Origin of the sequence: Streptococcus sp. HMSC076C09 (assembly GCF_001837905.1) — a bacterium.
Taxonomy (GTDB): domain Bacteria; phylum Bacillota; class Bacilli; order Lactobacillales; family Streptococcaceae; genus Streptococcus; species Streptococcus parasanguinis_I.
In genome coordinates this window covers 223,025-238,766 of the sequence record NZ_KV834651.1, presented here as the reverse complement: position 1 = coordinate 238,766, position 15,742 = coordinate 223,025, and the positions used below count along the sequence as shown (strand labels likewise).

At 42.1% G+C, this 15,742-nt stretch carries 19 protein-coding genes; all 19 read left to right on the top strand.

Annotated elements, in window-relative coordinates; genetic code table 11:
* Window positions 1-756 carry an acyl-ACP thioesterase domain-containing protein gene (locus HMPREF2704_RS10040; protein ID WP_021153379.1) on the top strand — a complete coding sequence of 252 codons (756 nt, stop codon included), beginning with the start codon at window positions 1-3 and terminating at the stop codon, window positions 754-756.
* The gene (locus HMPREF2704_RS10035) at window positions 746-1,432 is read left to right on the top strand and encodes a hypothetical protein (protein WP_049474586.1); all 687 of its coding nucleotides are present in this window, start codon (window positions 746-748) and stop codon (window positions 1,430-1,432) included. Before HMPREF2704_RS10040 ends, HMPREF2704_RS10035 begins: the two co-directional genes overlap by 11 nt.
* Window positions 1,433-2,203 (top strand): TIGR01457 family HAD-type hydrolase, encoded by a 771-nt coding sequence (locus HMPREF2704_RS10030; RefSeq protein WP_070449080.1) that lies wholly within the window; start codon window positions 1,433-1,435, stop codon window positions 2,201-2,203.
* Window positions 2,196-2,816, top strand: a complete 621-nt coding sequence (locus tag HMPREF2704_RS10025; RefSeq protein WP_049474583.1) for a TIGR01906 family membrane protein — start codon at window positions 2,196-2,198, stop codon at window positions 2,814-2,816. The genes HMPREF2704_RS10030 and HMPREF2704_RS10025 overlap by 8 nt, the downstream gene beginning before the upstream one ends.
* Complete coding sequence (locus HMPREF2704_RS10020) at window positions 2,813-3,796, top strand: CPBP family intramembrane glutamic endopeptidase (RefSeq protein WP_031573660.1); 984 nt, start codon at window positions 2,813-2,815, stop codon at window positions 3,794-3,796. The genes HMPREF2704_RS10025 and HMPREF2704_RS10020 overlap by 4 nt, the downstream gene beginning before the upstream one ends.
* A 200-nt stretch (window positions 3,797-3,996) precedes the next feature.
* Window positions 3,997-5,772: an excinuclease ABC subunit UvrC gene (uvrC, locus tag HMPREF2704_RS10015; protein ID WP_070846545.1), complete on the top strand. Its 1,776-nt coding sequence runs from the start codon at window positions 3,997-3,999 to the stop codon at window positions 5,770-5,772.
* A 183-nt stretch (window positions 5,773-5,955) separates the two neighbouring features.
* Window positions 5,956-6,384, top strand: coding sequence for a hypothetical protein (locus tag HMPREF2704_RS10010; protein WP_070846543.1), 429 nt, complete (start codon window positions 5,956-5,958; stop codon window positions 6,382-6,384).
* A gap of 3 nt (window positions 6,385-6,387) precedes the next feature.
* Window positions 6,388-6,723, top strand: coding sequence for a hypothetical protein (locus tag HMPREF2704_RS10005; RefSeq protein WP_070846541.1), 336 nt, complete (start codon window positions 6,388-6,390; stop codon window positions 6,721-6,723).
* Complete coding sequence (locus HMPREF2704_RS10000; RefSeq protein ID WP_070846539.1) at window positions 6,720-7,415, top strand: hypothetical protein; 696 nt, start codon at window positions 6,720-6,722, stop codon at window positions 7,413-7,415. Before HMPREF2704_RS10005 ends, HMPREF2704_RS10000 begins: the two co-directional genes overlap by 4 nt.
* Entirely contained in the window at window positions 7,391-7,867 is a 477-nt protein-coding gene (locus HMPREF2704_RS09995) for a hypothetical protein (RefSeq protein WP_070846537.1), read from the top strand. Before HMPREF2704_RS10000 ends, HMPREF2704_RS09995 begins: the two co-directional genes overlap by 25 nt.
* A complete protein-coding gene (locus HMPREF2704_RS11610) occupies window positions 7,867-9,744 on the top strand; it encodes a hypothetical protein (protein WP_256318991.1) in 1,878 nt (625 codons plus the stop codon). The genes HMPREF2704_RS09995 and HMPREF2704_RS11610 overlap by 1 nt, the downstream gene beginning before the upstream one ends.
* Window positions 9,741-10,148, top strand: coding sequence for a hypothetical protein (locus HMPREF2704_RS09985; protein ID WP_024054867.1), 408 nt, complete (start codon window positions 9,741-9,743; stop codon window positions 10,146-10,148). Before HMPREF2704_RS11610 ends, HMPREF2704_RS09985 begins: the two co-directional genes overlap by 4 nt.
* A gap of 172 nt (window positions 10,149-10,320) precedes the next feature.
* Complete coding sequence (gene imm47, locus HMPREF2704_RS09980; protein ID WP_024054868.1) at window positions 10,321-11,118, top strand: Imm47 family immunity protein; 798 nt, start codon at window positions 10,321-10,323, stop codon at window positions 11,116-11,118.
* Window positions 11,119-11,226: 108 nt separating this feature from the next.
* Window positions 11,227-12,069 (top strand): metallophosphoesterase family protein, encoded by an 843-nt coding sequence (locus HMPREF2704_RS09975; protein WP_003011448.1) that lies wholly within the window; start codon window positions 11,227-11,229, stop codon window positions 12,067-12,069.
* Window positions 12,070-12,217: 148 nt separating this feature from the next.
* Window positions 12,218-12,823: a nitroreductase family protein gene (locus HMPREF2704_RS09970; protein WP_003001591.1), complete on the top strand. Its 606-nt coding sequence runs from the start codon at window positions 12,218-12,220 to the stop codon at window positions 12,821-12,823.
* A gap of 34 nt (window positions 12,824-12,857) precedes the next feature.
* Entirely contained in the window at window positions 12,858-14,264 is a 1,407-nt protein-coding gene (gene pepV / locus HMPREF2704_RS09965) for a dipeptidase PepV (RefSeq protein WP_003011449.1), read from the top strand.
* Window positions 14,265-14,316: 52 nt separating this feature from the next.
* Window positions 14,317-14,901 (top strand): uracil-DNA glycosylase family protein, encoded by a 585-nt coding sequence (locus HMPREF2704_RS09960; RefSeq protein WP_070846535.1) that lies wholly within the window; start codon window positions 14,317-14,319, stop codon window positions 14,899-14,901.
* A 12-nt stretch (window positions 14,902-14,913) separates the two neighbouring features.
* A complete protein-coding gene (locus tag HMPREF2704_RS09955) occupies window positions 14,914-15,405 on the top strand; it encodes a prolyl-tRNA synthetase associated domain-containing protein (protein WP_049507136.1) in 492 nt (163 codons plus the stop codon).
* Window positions 15,406-15,425: 20 nt separating this feature from the next.
* Entirely contained in the window at window positions 15,426-15,710 is a 285-nt protein-coding gene (locus HMPREF2704_RS09950) for a rhodanese-like domain-containing protein (RefSeq protein ID WP_049507134.1), read from the top strand.
* Window positions 15,711-15,742: the final 32 nt, after the last annotated feature.

The following is a 15,742-nucleotide window of genomic DNA, read 5'->3' as shown; positions in this document are numbered from 1 at the left end:
ATGGCAAAAACATTTGAATACAGCATGAAAATTCCGTTTGATATGAGCGATGTCAATGGTTATATTAAGATTCCCCAATTGATCTTGCTGTCTTTACAGGTATCGGGCATGCAATCGATTGAGCTGGGTATGAGTGATATGTACATTTTAGAGAACTACAATCTAGTCTGGATTATCACGGATTACAATATGAAGATCGAGCGTCTCCCTGTTTTTGATGAGAAAATCACTATCGAAACCTATGCCAAGAGTCACAATCGACTTTTCTGCTACCGGGCCTTTAATATCAAGGATGAAGCAGGAAATACTATCATTGAGATGGTCGCGACCTTTGTCTTGATGGATCGGGATACACGCAAGGTTCATCCTGTTATGAGTGAAATCACGGATGCCTTTGACTCTGAATTTTCAAAAACCATGCTCCGTGGTCCCCGTTTCAAAGAATTAGAAGGCGGCGTCGAACAAGAATACCGGGTTCGGTTTTACGACTTGGATATGAACGGACATGTCAACAATAGCAAGTACTTGGACTGGGTTTTTGAGGTGATGGGAGCAGACTTCTTGACCCATCATATCCCTAAAAAAGTTCATCTAAAATATGTCAAAGAAGTGCTAGCAGGAGGTCTCATCACCTCTCAATATGAACAAGAGGGCTTGAAAACTCAGCACCAAATTACTTCAGATAGTCAGATCAATGCCCAAGCTGAAATTGAGTGGGAAGAAGTAGAAGAAAAGGGTTGGAATTATGGAAAGTAGAAGATTAAAAAATAAAAAACAGGAACTTGAAAGCTATCAAAAACGGGTTGTGGCCTATGCCAAGCGTCAAAAGAACCCTTTGTACATGTTGGGAGATTGGCTCTTGACTCTTTGTGCTTTGGGCATCATCCTGGTAGAGGAAATTTATAAATTTTTCCGCTATCGCTTGAATTTAGAGAGTTTTAATCGCTTTTTAAGAGAAGATATACGCTGGTATCGGGTCTGGATCCATTTCACCTTGGCCTTTCTTTTACCGGTCATGATCTTCTCGATTGGGATTACTAGCCAATCAGGATCCTTCTGGTCCAATTTCTATCACCGCTTGTCTCAAGGCGTGCTCTTTAGCACAACAGTCAGCCTCGCTGCGACCTTAGTGACGGATTTTGTCGAGAATTTGCAACCAGAAACTAAGTCTGACGGGAAAAATCGGAGCACTAAACGCACGGTTTATCAAATCAGTGTGGATCAGGCAACCGTGATAGGCTTGTTATTGACCATTGTCATCCTCATGGTAGCATCCTTCTTGTTCACCCAATCGGGAAGTCAAGGGATTAATTTTACAGGTTTGGTGTTACAATTTGTCCTCTATGCTGGAGCCTTGCTCTTATATGGTTCTGGTGGACGAGTCGATGCAGAGAAGTTACATGACGAAACGGAAACAGAAAAGGAAGAATAAATGCACTATAAGGGCTATTTGATTGATTTGGATGGCACTATTTACAAAGGAAAATCACGAATTCCTGCAGGAGAAGCTTTTGTTCATGAATTGCAGGCGCGTGAGATTCCCTATCTCTTTGTGACCAACAATACAACCCGCACACCAGAGACTGTTCGGGATATGCTGGCGACTCACTTCAATATTGAAACCCCTGTGTCGACCATCTATACAGCTACCCTTGCAACCATTGACTACATGAATGACCAAAATTTGGGCAAAAGAGTCTATGTGATCGGAGAAGCGGGGCTCAAAGATGCTATGGAAGAAGCTGGCTATATTATCGATGAAGAAGCACCTGATTATGTGGTGATTGGCCTGGATTGGCAAGTGGATTATGAGAAGTTTGCTAAAGCAACCTTGGCGATTCAAAAGGGAGCTCACTTTATCGGGACCAATCCGGACCTCAACATCCCAACGGAGCGTGGCTTGCTGCCAGGGGCAGGATCCTTGATTGCGCTTGTAGAGGCTGCGACACGGGTCGAGCCTGTGATCATTGGCAAACCAAAGGCCATTATTATGGATAAGGCCATTGAACACTTGGGTCTTGAAAGAGAAGAAGTGGTTATGGTTGGGGACAATTATTTAACAGATATTCGTGCGGGTATTGACAATGGGATTCCAACCCTTTTGGTGACGACAGGTTTTACCAAACCAGAAGAAGTGCCAACCTTACCAATCGCACCGACACATGTTGTTGCCAGTCTAGCGGAGTGGGATTTTGATGCTTAAAAGTTTGAAATCAATTAACCTATTTTTCTTTATCTTATCAGCAGCAATCCTTCTCACCATTGCTCTCGCTTGGGTCCTCTATCCCATGGAGATTCATTGGTTGGGGATTCAAAGCCGGACTGGTTTTTCGGCATCTGTCATCATGAAGAATTTTAATGTCTTGATGAACTACTTGACCAACCCTTTTCAATGGGTGTTGAAGATGCCTCAATTCCCCTCTTCAAAAAATGGACTGCACCATTTTGAGGCTGTCAAGTACCTATTTCACTTAGTGACAGTTGTTTTCGTGGTGACACTACCTGGTTTTATCCAGTTTATGCGGACAGTCGTCAAAAAAGGCTACCTGACCTTGTACCGTAGTCTCTTCTTTTGGATGATGGTTTTACCAGTAGTGCTTGCAGTGATAGCTGTTATGATTGGCTTTGATCAATTCTTTACGCTCTTTCATCAGGTCTTATTTGCTGGGGACAATACTTGGCTCTTTGATCCGCGCGTGGATTCGATTATTCTTGCATTACCAGAAGACTACTTTATGCATGCCTTTTTGATTTTCTTTGTCTTATACGAAGGAATGTGTGCAAGTTTTTATCTATTTTCTAGGAGGAAGAAATGAACCAATACAACCGATTATTAGACCCTAAAAAAGATATAGGAAGGTATTCCGGGACACTTGCCATTTATCTCTTGGTAATGACCTTGGTAACCGTCCTGTGGGAAGTCCTCCTTGGATTGACCATAGCAGGCTCTCTCAGAAAAGATCCAAGTCAAGTAACGGAGAAACTTAATGCCCTGAATGTTTGGGCTGGTATTCCCTACCTCATCTCTATTTCCATTGGACTCTTTCTTTTTAATGCCTATCGCAAGAAGGCCCTCTATAAATATGATCTTAAGCACAAGGGACGTAAGATGACTCTTTCAGTCTTCTTTATTCTTCTCGCCTTTCTTGGCTTTTCTCAAGTTTTTTCATCTGTGATGACACAAGTGATTGAGCGCATGTTTGAGACCATTGGCCTTCACTCTCCGACACCAGATCTTGGAGATACGATTGAGCGATCTTGGACCATGCTCTTGTATGCTGGTTTTTTTGGTCCTATCACAGAGGAATTCTTCTTCCGTGGGGCCGGCTTGCGAGGCTTGGAACGGTATGGGAAGATTTTTGCTATTGTCATGACGGCTATCTTGTTTGGTCTCTTCCATGCCAACTTTGACCAGCTCTTTTTCGCAAGTATTATTGGCCTAGGATTCGGCTACATTGCCTTTGAATACAATATCTGGTGGGCTATTTTCTATCACATTTTCAATAATTTTGTGATTTCCCAAGGCTTGCATTATGTGGCCTATCATGTGGACGAGGGACTAGCGAATTGGCTCCAAATCGGTGTTTTAGCCATTGGTTCCATTGTCATGATAGTGGTTCTTGCGACTAAATGGCCAGCTATCAAGGCTTATATTCAAGTCAATAAACCTCAACCGGGAGTTTTCCAGCGTGCCCTCGCGTCCTTCTGGTTCTGGTTCTTCGTGTTATTTACTATCCTGATGTCTATTGTTCCTTATGTGATTCCGATCTTCCAGATGGCTAATCTCAAAGGATAAAGTTTATCGATTGCTAGTAAAGGGGGATCCTTTAAGATCCCTCTTTTTGCTATGAAAAAGGGCAAGTGAAGATGAAGGAGTGAGGATGAGGGTCTGATATACTATTTAATAATTATTTTTTACTTGGTGAAGGTGGATAACAATAATACAAACATACTAGAGAGAGGCTAACCCCTCTCTTTTTTGCTATAATAGAGAGTATGAATAACTTGATTAAATCCAAGCTCGAGCTCTTGCCGACGAGCCCGGGCTGTTACATTCACAAAGACAAGAACGGAACCATCATCTATGTGGGTAAGGCCAAAAATCTTCGCAATCGGGTGAGGTCCTATTTCAGAGGGAGCCATGATACTAAGACGGAAGCGCTGGTATCTGAGATTGTGGATTTTGAATTTATCGTCACCGAGTCCAATATTGAGGCCTTGCTTCTTGAGATCAACCTGATCAAGGAGAACAAGCCCAAGTACAATATCATGCTCAAGGACGACAAGTCCTATCCCTTCATCAAGATTACCAATGAGCGTTATCCGCGCCTCATCATCACGCGCCAGGTCAAAAAGGATGGTGGTCTCTATTTTGGTCCCTATCCAGATGTGGGAGCGGCCAATGAGATCAAGAGGCTTTTGGATCGGATTTTCCCATTCCGCAAGTGTACCAATCCGCCTTCCAAGGTCTGCTTTTACTACCATTTAGGGCAATGTATGGCCCACACAGTATGCCACAAGGACGAGTCCTATTTCAAGGGCATGGCCCAGGAGGTTTCTGATTTCCTCAAGGGGCAGGATGATAAGATTATCGATGAGCTCAAGCTCAAGATGAATACCGCTGCGCAAAACATGGAATTTGAGCGGGCAGCCGAGTACCGCGATCTGATCCAGGCCATCGGGACCCTGCGGACCAAACAGCGGGTCATGGCTAAGGATTTGCAGAACCGGGATGTCTTTGGCTACTACGTGGACAAAGGCTGGATGTGTGTGCAGGTCTTCTTTGTCCGTCAGGGTAAGCTGATCGAGCGCGACGTCAACCTTTTTCCTTACTACAATGATCCGGACGAGGATTTTTTGACCTATGTGGGGCAGTTTTACCAGGAGAAATCCCACCTGATCCCCAATGAAATCCTGATCCCTCAGGATATCGATGAGGAAGCGGTCAAGGCCCTAGTGGATACCAAGGTCCTCAAGCCCCAGCGTGGGGAGAAGAAGCAGTTGGTCAATCTGGCTATTAAAAATGCGCGTGTCAGTCTGGAGCAGAAGTTCAATCTCCTTGAAAAATCCATGGAGAAGACCCAAGGTGCTATTGAAAACCTTGGAAAACTCCTGCAAATCCCAACTCCTGTGCGTATTGAGTCCTTTGACAACTCCAACATCATGGGGACCAGTCCCGTTTCTGCCATGGTGGTCTTTGTCAATGGGAAGCCAAGTAAAAAGGACTACCGCAAGTACAAGATCAAGACCGTTGTCGGACCAGATGACTATGCCAGCATGCGGGAGGTCATTCGCAGACGCTACAGTCGGGTCATGCGGGATGGCTTGACGCCACCAGATCTAATCGTCATCGATGGGGGTCAGGGCCAGGTTAATGTCGCTAAGCGAGTCATCCAAGAAGAGTTGGGGCTGGACATTCCTATCGCAGGCCTGCAAAAGAATGACAAGCACCAGACCCATGAATTGCTCTTCGGTGATCCCCTTCAAGTCATCGAACTCTCTCGGACTTCACAGGAATTTTTCCTCCTGCAACGGATCCAAGATGAAGTCCACCGTTTCGCCATCACCTTCCACCGCCAGCTACGGTCCAAGAATTCCTTCTCCTCTCAGCTGGATGGCATCGAAGGTTTGGGACCAAAACGCAAGCAGTTGCTGATGAAGCACTTCAAGTCACTGACCAAGATCAAGGAAGCTACTGTGGATGAGATCGTCACGGTCGGTATCCCACGAGCAGTCGCGGAGGCAGTGCAAGAAAAAATGAATGGAGAATAAGATTTCGAGGTTAAAGAAAATATAGATCAACAAGGGTAAGTAATGAAAATACTTATCCTTTTTAGGTTAAAATCAACAGATAATTGCGATATGTTTATATAGGTAAAAAATAAGGGTTGATCGTATAAATGATGCTTCAAATATGGTAAACTAATACAATATACAAGAAAGGCAGGAGATATTATGGCAAGTGACGCATCCTTAAAAAGTCAGTACGATAGTTTGAAAGTGAAACGAGATAAATATAAAAGAGTGCGTGATGGTATAAAAAATTGTAATCTTGACCATAAACGCTCGACCTCAGAAATGGACGAGTATATCGAGTATACAAAAGGGATTATAGATAAGATTGATGGTCACGCTGGTTATGCTTATTTGGATACTGCTTCCAGTAAGTTGAAAACAAATCGTGATAAATTGCAAGATTACGTTGATTTTGTAAATGATTCGAATGCTTCTTTTGTAGACCTATACAATGAGTTGGTTGCTCAAATTGCCTCCCTTAATTCTCAGATGGAATCTGTGAAAGCAGAGTATAACAAAGGCAAAAAAGGTTGGGAAAGACTAGGCATAGAAGAAGATTGGTCGGAACTGGCGAGAGGATGGTTTTAGCATATGAATACAAATATTAATGATATCGAGTCACGTTTTACTCATGATACCGTTCATTATGAGGATAGTGAGTTAAGGGCATTGATTGAGCAACTGAAAAGTGTTCATAATCTAATCAATTCCACCATCCCATCACAAGTGAGTGCTTTAGGCCAAAAGGAATCACTTTGGTCTGGTGAAACCAAGGAGAAATATCTTGGCCTTAAAGATTTTATCCAACAATATCAAGCAGATTTTGCGGATGCAGTTGGTAAGTTACACGAAGCAGCAGATGGTTTAGAAACACTCTTTTATCACATAAAAGACGCAAAGAGAATCAAGGAAATAGATAGCGTATGATTTTTTCAATTGAAGCATTATATGCATTGCATATGATTACAAATGACGGTTATAGTGAAGATCTCTTTCTCCTTCCTCTTCCTGAAGTTGAAGGGAAAGAGAAATTAGAACAGTTAAAAGAGGTCCTAGAGAAAGGTTTTGAAGATCTGCGCTCTATGGATCTGATTGATGAGAACGATGAGCCAACTGAAGCCTGTATGGCTAGAGGAATCTATCTGGATCAGTACCAGAAGGCTTTTTCCCACTGTGAAGTGGATCAGCAATTTTATTGTGCACAGTTGGTCGATTCAAATCGTTGGTACCATATCGTAATTGAAAGGGTTGGGGAAAATGCATACACCCTTAATCGGATTCATAGTTTTCAGTTCCTTGGGATGACGATACAACTCCATGATTTTTTGAGTGCTCAAAATCCCCAAAGAGAAGGAAATCCCAATGCTTCTTCTTGGGAACCGTATTCAGATGAGCGATTACTGATTTATTACGGTCAAAGACCTGCATTAACTGTGATGACTTATTCTTATAAGAAATGCTCGACAGCTTATCTTTATTTGGATGCTCCTTCAGGTCTCTATCAGTACGATATGTTGGAACAACGGATTCGGTCTGTCAGTACAGAAGTAATGGAAAAAGAAGTGATCAAGCAATTGAAAGTGAGGATTGAACCATGCCAAAGATTAGTATTTCCTTGACAGAACAAGAAGAACTTTTATTAGCCGCGCGTGAATTGGTCATGAGCACAATGGATCTGACAACTCAGTTACAAGAGTTGGTAGAAAAAGTGCCCGCAGTTTGTAAGGAAGGATCACTTCAATCACGTTTAGGTGAATTGCAATTAAGTCATTTTACAGCTAAGGCCCAAACATTTCAATCCTTAACAGAGTTGATGTACAATCATATCCAAACAACCTATCGAGCTATGATTGACACAGACAAACTCTTAGCAGCAGACATTGTCAATGCAGCTTTAGTAGATCCAACTATTGATCCAGAAACAAAACAAGCACTGGAACAGGATCCCCAACAGGCTTTTGAACTTACTAAAGAAAATATCAAAGAAAGCCAAACTAAGCCAGATTATACGGGCCCTAAATCAGAAGACGCTATCCTCTACAGTGGACGGACCAATAAAGGAGGTGCTTGATGACAGAGTATTATACAAATAAAAGTGACTTTGAAAAAGGTGATAACCTAGGCTGGGGCGAGAATAATGTCAAGCAAGTTGTTGACTTATTGAGAGATATAAAAAAGGCCACTGAGATTGTTAAAACGAATCAAGTTGAGGATCTCTATGTCGCTCAAGGTGAAGGGACCTTAGGAAAAGACATGCCGGAAAGTGACTTTCTAGATGCGGAGCATAAGGTTTTAAAAATTATGAGAGCCTTAAAGGAAGTTCACAAGGAGATCGTACAAAATATAGAAAACAAGTACATCGGTGGACTAGAAGATGCCATGGAGGCCCTCAACAAGGTCAATGAGGGAAAAAATCAATATAAAACTGACCATCTTACCTATAAAGAAACTGAAAAGTCTTATATCAATAATGGGATGGTTGGACAAATTGAGCAAACTACAACCAATACTAAACATTTCACTTTGTCTGATATCCTAAATAGTGACAAGAGTCCAATACCAGCTGCTGCTGCGAAGTACAAGGAAAAGCTAAAAGTGGCTAAGGAGCACCTTAAAGAACTTGAAAAATCTGATAGAGATACGTATAATAAGCTTAAGGACTTGAGTGACCGTGAGTTGATGGATGCTTTCTATCCAACCGAAATGGGTGAATACAAACGGATGAAATCCACCTTTTCTAAAGACAATGAACAATGGCTTGGTTGGGTGGAGACTGGGGTCAAGATCCTTGGTGTTAGTTTGCTAGTTGTGGGGACCTTTGCCTCTGGGGGAACTCTTGCTCCGTTAGCATATGGAGCTGGGACTGTACTCGTTGGAGGAGAAGCTCTTTATCGTGCAACAACCGGAGAGACCATCTCTGGAGAAGTTCTCTCCACAGAACAAACTCAGTGGGCTTTAGCAGAAGCTACAACAACACTTTTGTCTGGTGGGTTGACAACTGCCACAAAGATAGCTGGTAAAACAGCTTCAGAGTCGCTCCTTGCGGCTGAAAGATTTGCTCATATGGGAGCAAATGTCTATGATACTGCCCAGTTTGGGCATGACTTTGTGGAAGACCCTCAGATGGCCTTGACGAACCTAGCAACCAGTCAAATGATTGGGCGTACCATTGGTCACCTCGGAAATAAATACAAATCCTATAGAGCTAGTCAAGCAGCCAATGTCAATATCCACAGTGGGGAAGCGACTAGCTTTAAGGCTAGCATTAAAGATCGCGTCAAATCAACTTGGACAGATGTCAAGACCAAGGTGGGCGATGTCAAGGTTCAAGCTGGAGAAGCTTTTGAACACTTCAAGAACCGTGTTTCAAATGTGAAGAATAAAACTGTTGCGGCAGGTGCAGAAGCGCTTTCCAATAAAGTTCGGAACTTCAATGATGCGATGGAAACAGGTCGACAAAATGTTCAAAACATGATGGATTCCATTGGAAATCAACGTCAACCTGCCTTTGCTCTTGCAGGGGATGGAAATGTTAATCTACCAAAGTCTAACGTCTCAACGAAGATAGATGATTTCGCCGATCGCATCCAACAAATCTCAGTCGATCACAAACAGAAGATTGCAGCATTCGAAGGTAGAGGTGGGGGAAGATCGATTCCTACACCAGTTAATAATATGCAAGAATTTTTTGAGACGGATTTTGGTGAACAGTTAAAAAGTTCGGTGAGAAAGACAAAGAAGCGATATGATGGACAAACTATTTATGAAGTAGTAGATAAGAGTATTCCTGGGCTTAAAAAAGGTGATCAGATATATTTAGATGGTATGCATAAAGACCATTTGGAAGTATTTAAGTCGAATGGAGAATTTAAAAAAGTAATAAATATTGACGGTACAATAAACAAAATGAAGACCAAATTAGGAGCAGGGCGGAGACTAAATAAATGATTGAAGTAAGCAAACTAATAAGACAATATATCGATTTTTTTGAACAATTAAATATTAAACAGCATATAGATAATTCTGAATATCTTATTGATTTAAAAACTTGTGAGAATGAAATAGAAGACTACTTGGAGCAATTAAAAAATGGAATTACCTTGTTAGACAAAAAGAAAGATAAGATTTCTTCATCAAAAGATCAAGATTATACAACTGGTTTTGTAGATGTCTTTTTGGCTCTAGACGGATTAGCAGATAGCTTTTCAGAGTTTAAGCAAATGTCCATAAAATTAAATAAGCAATTTATGTATCATAGCGGTGAAATCACTCATGAAGAATACCTAGATAATGGTTACTTGAATGTAGAGGTTGTAGAGGATGAAGAAGCCGATGATGAAGGGAATATCTAGTTCATTCTAGAACCTTATTATAATATAGTCTAAACCATTCATATTCATGTGGATGGTTTTCACGTTTTGTACTCGTTTTTGTTATACTAGTTTTATTGTATGCTGATTTAGGCGGGGCGAGATGTGATCACACGTCTTAAAATACAATAGGAACGAATGGATTTTAGGTTTGATGGAAAATAACTTACTACTGACAGGAGTAGATTTTGGTGGGGTTAGTCCTTTGTCTCTTAAAGAGTTGAAAACTAATCTAGAGTCTATTTCTGATGAAAAAGAATGTATTTTACTGATTGCAGAGATATTAAAAAAGGGGGATTTTTCAGTTAAACCATTGTTGATTGAACTGATGAATCAAACGAAAGATGAATCTGTCTTAAATTTGTGTATTCGATTGTTTTGCTCGGTATGCACCAATGAAGATTTAAGGGATGTTTCCAATCTTAGATGTTTATCCGATGTGTCAGAATTTGCTATTTTTACATTTGTCACTGGTGCTGTGGACACGATGTCCTATGAAGTAGTTCCTTATTTGCTTGCACTTTGGGACGAGTGGGAAGATAGCGATTCAGACATTGAATATGCGATCCAAGATGCATTGGATGATTATTTTTATGATCAGAAATTATCGACGGAGGAAGCAACCGAAGAAGAGGTTGAAGAATTATGGTCGTTAGTAAGCGAACAGAAAGAACCAGATACCTATTACTATAAGGGCTCTCCTGTCTTTCCGGGAATGTTTGCTAAGGAAATCATGACTTCATTGTATACTGGTATCCAAGTTGAAGGTAAGTTTCATAAATACCTTCAATCTGCTCTCCTTTCTACATTTACTGGTAAAAGGGTTCCAGTAAAAGTTAACGAAACAATTTCAAGAAAAGATATCGATAATATGATTGATTACATTGAAGATGTTTCCAAGCGAGACTGGGTCGAAGGAAGAAAATATTTTTATGGTTTTGAAATCAAATGATGACTGGTCGTTTAAAATGTGATATCCAAGTGTGATCACATTTTTTATTTTTGCTCGTTTTTGTTATACTTAAGGCACACAGATTTTTCAATCCATAAAGGAGTAGATATGAACCATCGAATTGCTATTTTATCTGATATCCACGGAGATACGACAGCCCTGGAGGCAGTGATTGCGGATGCGCGTGCTCAAGGCGCGACGGAATACTGGCTTTTAGGGGACATTTTGCTTCCGGGGCCTGGAAGAGATGACCTTTTTGAGTTGCTGGATGCGATTCCCATTACAGCAGCTGTTCGTGGAAATTGGGACGATTGTGTCCTAGAGGCCTTGGATGGCGAGTACGGGCTCGAGGATCCACAGGAGATCCAGCTTCTTCGTCTCACTCAGTACCTCATGGAAGGACTGGATCCTAAGCGGATCGATTGGCTTCGATCCCTTCCATTGGTAGAGAAGAAGGAGGTCAATGGTATTCGTTTTTCACTGACCCACAACTTGCCAGAAAAGAATTATGGTGGTGACTTGCGTCCAGCTAATGTGACGGAGAACTTTGACCAACTGCTGGATGACCAGACGGATATGGCCATCTACGGTCATGTTCACAAGCAGTTGCTTCGCTATGGCAACCAGGGCCAGCAGATTCTCAATCCAGGGACTATTGGCATGCCATATTTCGACTGGGAACCAATTCAAAACCACAGAGCTCAGTATGCGCTGATCGATGTCGAAGAAGATGGAGTGACCAACCTGCAATTTCGTAAGGTGGCCTATGACTATGAAGGAGAGCTCCAAGATGCCAAGGACAAGGGTCTTCCCTTTATTGAGATGTATGAAGAACTGAGACGCGAGGATAACTATCGGGGCCATAACATCGAGTTGCTAACTACCTTAATTGAGAAATACGGCTATACCAAAGAAGTAGCTGCCTATTTCAATCTTTCCAATGAATCATAGGTGGATCTCTTGTGTATTCAACCTATAAAAAAGAAGCGGATCTTCAAAATGTCCGCTTCTTTTTTCACAATCTTAGGCTGTAAAACCCTGCAAGCTCTTTCATTTTGTGTTAAAATAGAGGTAACAGAAATAGAAAAGGAAGAAGCTTATGAAATTTCTAGAGCTCAATAAAAAACGCCATGCGATCAAGCATTTCACTGACCAACCGGTCGATCCAAAGGATGTACGGACTGCCATTGAGATCGCAACCTTGGCCCCTAGCGCCCACAATAGCCAGCCTTGGAAATTTGTGGTCGTTCGTCAAAAAAATGCGGAATTGGCAAAATTAGCCTATGGTGCAAACTACGATCAAGTTATGGAAGCACCTGTGACCATCGCCCTCTTTACTGATACTGATTTGCAAAAACGGGCTCGCAAGATTGCGCGTGTCGGTGGGGTGAAAAACTTCACAGACGAGCAGTTGCAATACTTTATGCAAAACCTTCCTGCTGAATTTGCACGCTATGATGCCCAACAGACAAGCGATTACTTGGCTTTGAATGCCGGTCTTGTGGCTATGAACTTGGTATTGGCTTTGACGGACCAAGGCATTGGAACCAATATTATTTTGGGATTTGATAAATCAAAAATCAATGAAGTATTGGACATCGAAGAGCGTTTCCGTCCAGAAGTTTTGATTACGGTTGGCTATGCGGCTGAAAAAGTAGAGCCGAGCTATCGCTTACCAGTGGACGAAATCATTGACAAACGCTAAGCCAATTAGCAAATAGAAGATCGAGGAGGAATTCATGACAACAGTTGACTTTAAAGCAGAAGTAGAAAAACGTCGCGATGAGATGATGGCTGACTTATACAGCCTCTTGGAAATCAATTCTGAACGCGATGACAGCAAGGCAGATGCAGAGCATCCTTTTGGACCTGGTCCTGTAAAAGCTCTTGAAAAATTCTTGGAAATTGCCAAACGTGATGGATATGAAACCAAGAATGTCGACAATTATGCCGGTCACTTTACCTTTGGTGAAGGAGAAGAAGAACTTGGGATCTTTGCCCATATGGACGTCGTGCCTGCAGGTAGTGGTTGGAAGACAGATCCATACAAACCAGAAATTATCAATGGTAAGCTCTATGCGCGTGGTTCGTCTGATGATAAAGGGCCTACAATGGCCTGCTACTATGGTTTGAAGATCATTAAAGACCTAGGACTCCCTGTTTCTAAGCGCGTGCGCTTTGTTGTCGGTACGGATGAAGAATCGGGCTGGGGCGACATGGATTACTATTTCAAACATGTCGGACTTCCTGAGCCAGATTTTGGCTTCTCACCAGATGCGGAATTCCCAATCATCAATGGGGAAAAAGGAAACATCACTGAGTACCTTCATTTTGGAAATGACAACACAGGAACTGCCCATCTTCATAGCTTTACAGGTGGCCTTCGTGAAAACATGGTACCAGAGTCGGCGACTGCAGTCGTTTCTGGACAACTTCCAGATCTTGCTGGCCTCTTAGATGCCTTTGCCAAGGAACACCAGCTCAAGTATGAAATTTCAACTGTTGACGAAGAAACCTATACCGTTACCATTGTTGGGAAATCTGCTCACGGATCAACTCCTGAAGATGGGATCAATGGTGCGACCTACTTGGCTCTCTTGTTGAACCAATTTGATTTTGGTGGTGCTGCTAAGGCTTACCTTCATGTGACAGCTTCGCTTCTTCACGAAGATTTTGCTGGTGAAAAATTAGGAATTGCCCATACAGATGCCAAAATGGGACCATTGAGCATGAATGCAGGTGTCTTCCATTTTGATGAAAGCCAAGCAGACAACACCATTGCCCTCAATATCCGGTACCCTCAAGGAACAGATCCTGAAACCATCAAATCCACCCTTGAAAAGATCGAAGGAGTGGCTACAGTAAGCTTGTCAGCCCACGGTCACACACCTCACTATGTTCCGATGGATGATGAATTGGTATCCACCCTCTTGCGTGTTTACGAAAAACAAACTGGCCTCAAAGGACATGAACAAGTGATCGGTGGTGGTACCTTTGGTCGTCTCTTGAAACGTGGGGTTGCCTTTGGTGCTATGTTCCCAGACTATGTCAATACTATGCACCAAGCTAATGAGTTCGCAGATGTCGAAGATCTCTATCGTGCAGCAGCTATTTACGCAGAAGCCATCTATGAACTAATCAAATAATCCACTACTCGGCCAGTTTTTCTGGCTGAGTTTTTCCATAGAAGGAGGACTTATGTCAAGGATTGAAAGCATTAAACAAGCCATTATGGCAGATCCTCAAAATAAAGAATATACAGAGAAAGGGATAGAGCCACTCTTTGCAGCCCCAAAGACAGCTCGTATCAATATCATCGGACAAGCTCCAGGGATGAAGACGGAAGAAGCTGGTATTTACTGGAAGGACAAGAGTGGTGATCGTCTGCGCGAATGGTTAGGAGTTGACGAAGACACCTTTTATAATTCTGGTTTGTTTGCGGTCATTCCCATGGACTTTTATTTCCCAGGGCATGGGAAATCTGGTGACCTTCCACCTCGCAAAGGCTTTGCGGAAAAGTGGCACCCTCAACTTCTCAAGGAGTGTCCGGATATTGAGTTAACCCTCTTAATTGGACAATATGCTCAAGCTTATTACCTTCATGAAAAGGTTAGTGGCAAAGTAACCGAACGGGTCCACCATTTTAAAGACTATTTGCCAACCTATTTTCCACTTGTTCACCCTTCCCCTCGTAATCAAATCTGGATGGCTAAAAATCCTTGGTTTGAGGCAGAAGTTGTCCCAGAATTGCAAACCTTAGTACAAGAGATCATTCAAAAATAAAGGAGAGCGAAGATGGATCCTTATCAACAAGTTAAAGAAAAATTAGATGAGTTGGGAATTTCATTTGATGTGGTGGAACACCCACCTGCATTTACGACGGAGCAGGCGGATTCTTATATTGAAGGCTTAGAAGGTGTCCGCACTAAGACCATGTTTTTGACCAACAAAAAGAAAACTCAATACTATTTGCTCATCATGGATGACCAGAAGCCATTGGATATGGATGATTTCAAAGAGCAAGTGGAAGCCAACCGGATCCGCATGGCTTCAGCAGATTCTTTAGCTGAAAAAATGAAATTACCGCCAGGGACGGTTTCTCCATTTGGTTTATTGAACAATGAAGAAAAAGATATTCGAGTCTATTTCGATAAAGACATTGTGTCAGAGGAGATCATGACCTTCCATCCCAATACCAACGAAAAAACGATCTTTATTAAAACCCAAGACTTGTTCCGATTTTTAGAGTCTATTGGCTTTAACTATGAAATCCTAACCCTTCCATAACATATCTTACAGGAGAAATCATGAAAGAAATTCCATTTTCAAGCTTTTACCAAGCTTATCAAAAAGGAAACATACACGTTCTTGATGTACGCGAGCAGGAGGAATATGATGCCCTTCACTTAGATGGGGTTCGTCTTCTTCCCTTATCTGAGTTAGCAGATCGCTACCAGGAATTAGAGAAGGATCATCCCTATTATGTCATCTGCAAGTCTGGTCGACGCTCAGCACGCGCTTGCCAATTTTTGGAAGAGCAAGGCTACGATGTGACCAACGTCCAAGGTGGCATGGATGCATTTGAATCCTAAAAAGAGAGTGGGACAGAAATCGGTAATTCGTT

Bases quoted from the DNA above. Each gene is read 5' to 3' on its own strand.
- HMPREF2704_RS10000 (WP_070846539.1), top strand. From the start codon at position 6,720: ATGATTTTTTCAATTGAAGCATTATATGCATTGCATATGATTACAAAT.
- HMPREF2704_RS09955 (WP_049507136.1), top strand. From the start codon at position 14,914: ATGGATCCTTATCAACAAGTTAAAGAAAAATTAGATGAGTTGGGAATT.
- HMPREF2704_RS10010 (WP_070846543.1), top strand. From the start codon at position 5,956: ATGGCAAGTGACGCATCCTTAAAAAGTCAGTACGATAGTTTGAAAGTG.
- HMPREF2704_RS09995 (WP_070846537.1), top strand. From the start codon at position 7,391: ATGCCAAAGATTAGTATTTCCTTGACAGAACAAGAAGAACTTTTATTA.
- pepV (WP_003011449.1), top strand. From the start codon at position 12,858: ATGACAACAGTTGACTTTAAAGCAGAAGTAGAAAAACGTCGCGATGAG.
- imm47 (WP_024054868.1), top strand. From the start codon at position 10,321: ATGGAAAATAACTTACTACTGACAGGAGTAGATTTTGGTGGGGTTAGT.
- HMPREF2704_RS10035 (WP_049474586.1), top strand. From the start codon at position 746: ATGGAAAGTAGAAGATTAAAAAATAAAAAACAGGAACTTGAAAGCTAT.
- HMPREF2704_RS09950 (WP_049507134.1), top strand. From the start codon at position 15,426: ATGAAAGAAATTCCATTTTCAAGCTTTTACCAAGCTTATCAAAAAGGA.
- HMPREF2704_RS09985 (WP_024054867.1), top strand. From the start codon at position 9,741: ATGATTGAAGTAAGCAAACTAATAAGACAATATATCGATTTTTTTGAA.
- HMPREF2704_RS11610 (WP_256318991.1), top strand. From the start codon at position 7,867: ATGACAGAGTATTATACAAATAAAAGTGACTTTGAAAAAGGTGATAAC.
- HMPREF2704_RS09975 (WP_003011448.1), top strand. From the start codon at position 11,227: ATGAACCATCGAATTGCTATTTTATCTGATATCCACGGAGATACGACA.
- HMPREF2704_RS10025 (WP_049474583.1), top strand. From the start codon at position 2,196: ATGCTTAAAAGTTTGAAATCAATTAACCTATTTTTCTTTATCTTATCA.
- HMPREF2704_RS10040 (WP_021153379.1), top strand. From the start codon at position 1: ATGGCAAAAACATTTGAATACAGCATGAAAATTCCGTTTGATATGAGC.
- HMPREF2704_RS10030 (WP_070449080.1), top strand. From the start codon at position 1,433: ATGCACTATAAGGGCTATTTGATTGATTTGGATGGCACTATTTACAAA.
- HMPREF2704_RS09970 (WP_003001591.1), top strand. From the start codon at position 12,218: ATGAAATTTCTAGAGCTCAATAAAAAACGCCATGCGATCAAGCATTTC.
- uvrC (WP_070846545.1), top strand. From the start codon at position 3,997: ATGAATAACTTGATTAAATCCAAGCTCGAGCTCTTGCCGACGAGCCCG.
- HMPREF2704_RS10005 (WP_070846541.1), top strand. From the start codon at position 6,388: ATGAATACAAATATTAATGATATCGAGTCACGTTTTACTCATGATACC.
- HMPREF2704_RS09960 (WP_070846535.1), top strand. From the start codon at position 14,317: ATGTCAAGGATTGAAAGCATTAAACAAGCCATTATGGCAGATCCTCAA.
- HMPREF2704_RS10020 (WP_031573660.1), top strand. From the start codon at position 2,813: ATGAACCAATACAACCGATTATTAGACCCTAAAAAAGATATAGGAAGG.